Below are 5,265 nucleotides of genomic sequence, written 5' to 3'. Positions count from 1 at the left end.
GGCGCTGGCGCAATGAGTCATATCGGTATTCAGGAAGCGATAAATATCCATGGCCTCAGCCCGTGCTGTATCACATCTGCATCGAAATGCGCAGAACGGGCGTTGAACGACAAATGACAGAGGGGGAACTGAAACGACTGGCGGAAAAGTTACTTACGAAGTGGTCGAAGCATGTTGGTAACGGACTAAGTGTGCCACCAATTCGACGTCAACTGGCGGCGCCGCACCATCCGGCGGGACCAACGCCAGCGCAAATACTGATGGAAGAATACAAACGCCGCAAGGCGGCAGGTTTAATTAACTAAAACGAGTATTGACCAATGACCATAGAAATCTCTCAGAAAGACCGGGTAGCGATAGTGGTGCGCCATACCCCGAACTGCGTATTACGTGACGTATGTGAAGCACTGGATATTCCATCCGGTACCCCTGGTAAGTTTCTGCGCGCGCTGACTGTCAGTGGCACAGTCCTGCGCACTCACAACGGAACTCAGTATGTTTATAACATCGCTCCGGATGCAGAATTACCTGACGTAAAACTGCCCTTCATGGAAGAGAAAAGCGATCCGGTTGAAACGCAATTAGCGGAGAAAATGGCGAAAGACCTGAAGTCCAGAGGACTCTGGCGGCGTGCGGCAAAGGTATATACCGACATGTTAGACATTGCCCGTAGTTCAGCTGAAGTGTCACGTATAGCGCAGCAACGTAATGAATGTCTACGTATGGCCCGGAGATGATCAGCATGCCAAGACCAAATACACCAGAAGAGCAGGCGGCACTTATTCGGGTGATCATTGAAGAGGTGAAAATCCGTGGACGCTTAACCGTTAGCGAGGCATCACAGATGTTGTCGCTGCATCGTCAGACTGCTGAGAAGTATTTCCGCGTAGCAGCCGAACGCGGCGAACTCATTCGTTACGGTCGTCTAGGTTTGTTCAGGGACCAAAAGGCTGTAATTGATTTCGATCTCCAACGATTCTCATACGGTTCGAGTAAGCCTCTGATTGAGTTACCAGCAGATTTTCGGGGAAGTGCGGTTATGCGTCGGGTTATAGATATCGTGGGGAGGATGCCAGCATGACAACCGAAAAACTGGCGTTGAATTATGACCCAGCCGATCCCGACAAGATGCGATTACCGGCTGGCATAACATGTGGTAATTGCCACGATATCCATCGTTGTAAAGCAATTTTTGGACACACGGAGTCGAACACATATTGCGATTGGTCACCGTCGCGATTTACTGCTGGCATTGGCGTGAAGGGGGTGTGAGTCAGTGGAAAAATGTAATCGCTGTATTGTCGGCCTGATTGGGTCGCAGCCAGTTCTTTCCAGTGACTGGGCTAATGCGGTCGTAAATTTTGAAATCGTAATTGCTGACTGGAACGAGAAAACCAAACGCTTTGCCGTTCCGCATCCTGGATTCGCCCATAAGTTCAATTACTGCCCGCATTGCGGAAACAAGGTAGAGGACTAACCCATGACAACTAACAACCACCCGGCGCACGGTCCTGTATCACTCGATCGCTTGCACCAGATACGCGAAATACTCAGCAAAGCAGCAGCACAAAGCGACGGCGGTAATCTCGGCTACGCAATGGCTGATGCAGTGAAGGTGATTGATGGGGTTCTGGAGTCGATAGCCCGTGAGCAGGTACGCTGTGAACGTGCAGCATGGTCAGATGAAACATTCGGCGATGTCGGTCCAGTTGGTCCGCTGAAGCACCTTTCCAAAGAAGCTATCGAGGCTGCTGCGGAACCAGACGAGATGAGCGAATGGGCTGACATGCAATTCCTGTTATGGGATGCGCAACGTCGTGCCGGTATCAGTGATAAGCAGATTACCCTGGCGATGGTAGAAAAGCTGGCGGTTAACAAAAACCGCCAGTGGCCAGAGCCGAAAGACGGTGAACCGCGACTGCATATCAAAGCGCAGTCAGAATCGGTGCTTCCTGGAATTGAATGCGATATCTGCGGACATGTATCTACTGACCCAGAGGGACGGCACTACTACTGCGAGGATAACAGTAATGATTGATAAATACCGTTTGGAGAATATGCGACGCGAAAGCGGCGAAAAGGGAGAACTCGGGACATGCCGTTTGAAGGTGACATGCATAATGCCCTAGTCGATGCGAAACATCAGGCTATGTATGTCTCAGCCATCTGGAAGCTGCTAATCATCACCCCAGATAACAGCGAGGCATAACATGACTGAGCAACCTGATGATCTCCTCACTCCGGGCGAGGTATGCCAGAAGCTGGGAGTTACGCAAAAAACATTATGTAAATGGAATACAGAACACCTACACCGGTCTACATTGGCCCCGTGTAAAGTTCAGCGCTAAGGTTGTTCGCTATGAGCGCCGTAGCATAGAAGCTTTTATCCAGAAATGCCGGAACCAATATTGATCTAATGTGGGGCTATTGTTTTTTAACAAATGCCCCTCATTTAACTTTTTTGTGTGTTAAGTCCAATTCTGACCCCACACATAAAATCACCAATACCTGCGCCAACACTGTTCCCATCAGCAACATAATCACCTTTGAAAGCTAATTTCCCATCCATATAGAAGAATCTTATCTCCCCATATCCACTATCACAGTCGGCATCTTTAATACTAACTTTGTAGTACTCTACTTTTTTATTTTTTGTTTGATACATGAACAAGGCAGATGAATCACCTTTTACATTTCTAAATGTGCCTTTTTTTGCTGAAAAAATGCCATCATCAGCTGTAGTAACCTCAACCCAGTTACTTGTCGTTTCAGCAAAAGCAACACTTGCAACAAAAAGAGCAGAAAAGCCCAGTAATGCGATTTTCTTAGCCATAAACAATATTCCATTTATTTAGGATTTTTCTTGATTCTATCTGTGTTTTAAATAACGTTCAACTACACACCGCATGCCTTCTTAAATGGGCATGGAGAGCCATTCAACCCCGTAGCCTTAGCAACGCAAGTTGCGCGAGAATGTTCCGCTTTTAAGTCGCAGCGAGACAAGACTCATGAGTAACATAAAGTTAACCCGCTACGTCGGTTTTTCACTCTCTATTGTATATGCTATTTTTTATGCAATAAGAGCGATTCGTAGGACTCTTCTGGGGAAGGTATGGATTCAACAATCGACGAAGAAAAACGCATAGAATTTGAAAAATTCATCATTGAAAGGTTTGGTGATGCAGTTAATCTCCGCAGAGCGAAAAATGGCGGTAATGGATATATATCATGGGAGGCGGCTGTAGCATGGATTGTCTGGAGGGAGCGCTCATCCCATCATGAAGCAACGCCTACCTCTGACGGGAACTGAATTAGTATGGTGCTGCCCGGAGCATCCTGTCATTCACTATGTACTCCCGCTTAGCCACGTCATTTTAGATTTGATTTTGGTCCACCATGAGCGAGAAGCGGACCTGGAGAGGCGTTAGTACCGCGAACATGGTCACAGCAAAGCCAGAGCTATTTGGTTGCTCCGAACAGAATATTTTAGTTAGGGCTCGAAACGAGACTGTCGTGAAAACCTTATGTCTCTTCTATCCTGCATCTTCTTCGACATTGTATTTTCGTTGCTCAATATCCCATGGAAGCGCAGGTTGTTTGCGAACTAGTTTTCTTTTGCCGTTTGAGAAAAAATAAGTTCTGAGTTCTAAAAAATGGCGGCGTTTTTTCGTTTGAGGCTCATAGGTGATAAGAAAAAAAATCAAAGGCCTGCTTGCTTCACTCCATATTCTACTTGCTTTTTCAATAACAATATTGATGTTTTCATGCTGACAATATGAGATGAATGTGGAGAAATAGCACTTGTCGTTTTTTTCAAGCAGTTTGTCTAACTCGTTAACGCTATCTCTGTCTGCCTGATTATACTCCCACTCAACATAGGTTAAAATTTGATTGTCTGGATATTGTAGGACCGCATCGGTACGCCCGCCCTGTTCAAAAAATGTTCTTGCGCCCATTAACTTTGCACACTCGCGCATGACCAGGCCAACATGAATGGTCCAGTTGGAACGGTTGATATATTCACCTTTGAACACAGGGAAATCTTGATACCACACACAATTAAACAGACAGATAAAATCGCGCTCTACTCGCTTCAACGCCTCCCCCCATTTTTTCAATAGATGATTTTTAAACTGATAAGCAATATCTCATATCGGCTATTTGTTACTAGACTTTAGGATTTTAATATCTGTGTTCCGATTCATGTGCTTCAGGTTGTTAATTCGGATTGATTTCACCTCTTATCACTTATCCATAGCTGATTTATCTACCATGAAGTGAACAAAGCCCACTCACAGCACTAACCACTCCTTTGCTGATTGAAAAAGATGAATGCAAGTTGGATAACGCTTTGCCTCATGGTCATACAGGTGCTCATTGATGATGCGATACAGAGGGCGAATCTCTCGGGATTGTGCCGGCAGAAAGAAATTGCCGCTTAATATAACACTGCTAATTCAACCCACTACGTCGGGTTTTCTTTTTTTACTACTGACAGGAAATTAACAATTTGTGCTCTTAAATCGTTGATCATTTCCGCGCATAGGTATACTGTATAAAAACACAGTATATGCAATGGGGGCCATTATGAAAGTTGAATTAACCATTGATCGCATGAAAGAACTTCCTAAAGGCGCGGTACCAGCACTGGAGAAAGAATTGCTTAAGCGTCTGAATGATCACTATGACAATTGCAGGCTCACAATCCGCCGTGCCGGTTCAGATGGGTTAAGTGTTTTTGGCGGTGACAAGGACGACAAAAAGAAAATTGAATCAATCCTCCAGGATATCTGGGAAAGCGCTGACGACTGGTTTTATTAATTATTTTGGGTGTTACTTTGATCCCGTTTGCATGGGGGAGTTTAAGTGAAAGAAAAAGTAGAATTGCCCAAAAAAGGCTACGCAGTCATCAGATGTCACGATGGGGTCATCGTTGCCAGACTGCAATCATTTCCAGAATGTGAGCGTGCCCTGATGTACCGGCGCGGCAGCATGGTGTCTTTCATGCCTCTTCAGGATGATGAAATTATTGGTACACCAACGTTGTTTACTCAGATGCTGGAAAGGGCTGGTTATCGCGTTACCCAGAATTCTGTTACACTCCCGTCATAGGCCTGAACAACCTATACCTGCTGCGCCACAGGAGAAAGCCCCATGGCGCAAGATCAATTCAAGCAATCCCGCGTACTGACGTTAACCAACGCCAGCGATTTTCTTTTTGCCGCATCCAGAGGTGCGTTATGAAGAAAAGCTGGTTTCAACATA

The 5,265-nt window shown here is 45.8% G+C and carries 11 protein-coding genes and 1 pseudogene; 10 read left to right on the top strand and 2 right to left on the bottom strand.

The window, feature by feature from the left end; translation table 11 throughout:
• From OGV74_RS04805 to OGV74_RS04775, 7 genes and pseudogenes are all read left to right on the top strand, one after another.
• On the top strand, nucleotides 1-305 hold a 305-nt coding region (locus tag OGV74_RS04805; protein ID WP_286520411.1), incomplete at its 5' end, for a replication protein P.
• Between the two features lie 15 nt (nucleotides 306-320).
• The gene (locus OGV74_RS04800) at nucleotides 321-737 is read left to right on the top strand and encodes a PerC family transcriptional regulator (protein WP_286520409.1); all 417 of its coding nucleotides are present in this window, start codon (nucleotides 321-323) and stop codon (nucleotides 735-737) included.
• 5 nt (nucleotides 738-742) lie between these two features.
• A complete protein-coding gene (locus tag OGV74_RS04795) occupies nucleotides 743-1,081 on the top strand; it encodes a DUF977 family protein (protein ID WP_060855152.1) in 339 nt (112 codons plus the stop codon).
• Nucleotides 1,078-1,272, top strand: a complete 195-nt coding sequence (locus OGV74_RS04790) for a hypothetical protein (protein WP_230141594.1) — start codon at nucleotides 1,078-1,080, stop codon at nucleotides 1,270-1,272. Before OGV74_RS04795 ends, OGV74_RS04790 begins: the two co-directional genes overlap by 4 nt.
• Before the next feature lie 4 nt (nucleotides 1,273-1,276).
• Entirely contained in the window at nucleotides 1,277-1,477 is a 201-nt protein-coding gene (locus OGV74_RS04785) for a hypothetical protein (RefSeq protein ID WP_003839192.1), read from the top strand.
• A 3-nt stretch (nucleotides 1,478-1,480) separates the two neighbouring features.
• Nucleotides 1,481-2,038, top strand: a complete 558-nt coding sequence (locus OGV74_RS04780; RefSeq protein ID WP_286520404.1) for a DUF550 domain-containing protein — start codon at nucleotides 1,481-1,483, stop codon at nucleotides 2,036-2,038.
• A 51-nt stretch (nucleotides 2,039-2,089) separates the two neighbouring features.
• A pseudogene (locus OGV74_RS04775) lies at nucleotides 2,090-2,209 on the top strand (3'-5' exoribonuclease domain-containing protein); the annotation flags it as partial.
• Between the two features lie 243 nt (nucleotides 2,210-2,452).
• Here OGV74_RS04775 and OGV74_RS04770 read toward each other — a convergent pair.
• Nucleotides 2,453-2,833 carry a hypothetical protein gene (locus OGV74_RS04770; protein WP_053271636.1) on the bottom strand — a complete coding sequence of 127 codons (381 nt, stop codon included), beginning with the start codon at nucleotides 2,831-2,833 and terminating at the stop codon, nucleotides 2,453-2,455.
• A 279-nt stretch (nucleotides 2,834-3,112) separates the two neighbouring features.
• Between OGV74_RS04770 and OGV74_RS04765 the strand changes: the two genes are divergently transcribed.
• Complete coding sequence (locus tag OGV74_RS04765) at nucleotides 3,113-3,310, top strand: hypothetical protein (protein ID WP_053271635.1); 198 nt, start codon at nucleotides 3,113-3,115, stop codon at nucleotides 3,308-3,310.
• Between the two features lie 223 nt (nucleotides 3,311-3,533).
• On the opposite strand, the gene OGV74_RS04760 is transcribed toward OGV74_RS04765, so the two are convergent.
• Nucleotides 3,534-4,034, bottom strand: a complete 501-nt coding sequence (locus OGV74_RS04760) for a hypothetical protein (RefSeq protein WP_196491838.1) — start codon at nucleotides 4,032-4,034, stop codon at nucleotides 3,534-3,536.
• A 553-nt stretch (nucleotides 4,035-4,587) separates the two neighbouring features.
• On the opposite strand from OGV74_RS04760, the gene OGV74_RS04755 reads away from it, so the two are divergent.
• Together OGV74_RS04755 and OGV74_RS04750 are read left to right on the top strand one after the other, a co-directional pair.
• Nucleotides 4,588-4,821 (top strand): DinI family protein, encoded by a 234-nt coding sequence (locus OGV74_RS04755; protein WP_060855117.1) that lies wholly within the window; start codon nucleotides 4,588-4,590, stop codon nucleotides 4,819-4,821.
• Between the two features lie 45 nt (nucleotides 4,822-4,866).
• Nucleotides 4,867-5,112 carry a hypothetical protein gene (locus OGV74_RS04750; RefSeq protein WP_127791700.1) on the top strand — a complete coding sequence of 82 codons (246 nt, stop codon included), beginning with the start codon at nucleotides 4,867-4,869 and terminating at the stop codon, nucleotides 5,110-5,112.
• Nucleotides 5,113-5,265: the final 153 nt, after the last annotated feature.

This window comes from Citrobacter sp. Cf116 (genome assembly GCF_030336505.1).
In the GTDB taxonomy this organism is placed as follows: Bacteria; Pseudomonadota; Gammaproteobacteria; order Enterobacterales; family Enterobacteriaceae; genus Citrobacter; species Citrobacter freundii.
Note: the sequence above shows the minus strand (reverse complement) of the source record. Positions and strands in the feature narration are given on the sequence as shown.

What these genes read in the sequence shown, in the direction of transcription:
- OGV74_RS04770 (WP_053271636.1), bottom strand. Translation starts at nt 2,833, where the DNA reads ATGGCTAAGAAAATCGCATTACTGGGCTTTTCTGCTCTTTTTGTTGCA.
- OGV74_RS04765 (WP_053271635.1), top strand. Translation starts at nt 3,113, where the DNA reads ATGGATTCAACAATCGACGAAGAAAAACGCATAGAATTTGAAAAATTC.
- OGV74_RS04790 (WP_230141594.1), top strand. Translation starts at nt 1,078, where the DNA reads ATGACAACCGAAAAACTGGCGTTGAATTATGACCCAGCCGATCCCGAC.
- OGV74_RS04755 (WP_060855117.1), top strand. Translation starts at nt 4,588, where the DNA reads ATGAAAGTTGAATTAACCATTGATCGCATGAAAGAACTTCCTAAAGGC.
- OGV74_RS04795 (WP_060855152.1), top strand. Translation starts at nt 743, where the DNA reads ATGCCAAGACCAAATACACCAGAAGAGCAGGCGGCACTTATTCGGGTG.
- OGV74_RS04800 (WP_286520409.1), top strand. Translation starts at nt 321, where the DNA reads ATGACCATAGAAATCTCTCAGAAAGACCGGGTAGCGATAGTGGTGCGC.
- OGV74_RS04780 (WP_286520404.1), top strand. Translation starts at nt 1,481, where the DNA reads ATGACAACTAACAACCACCCGGCGCACGGTCCTGTATCACTCGATCGC.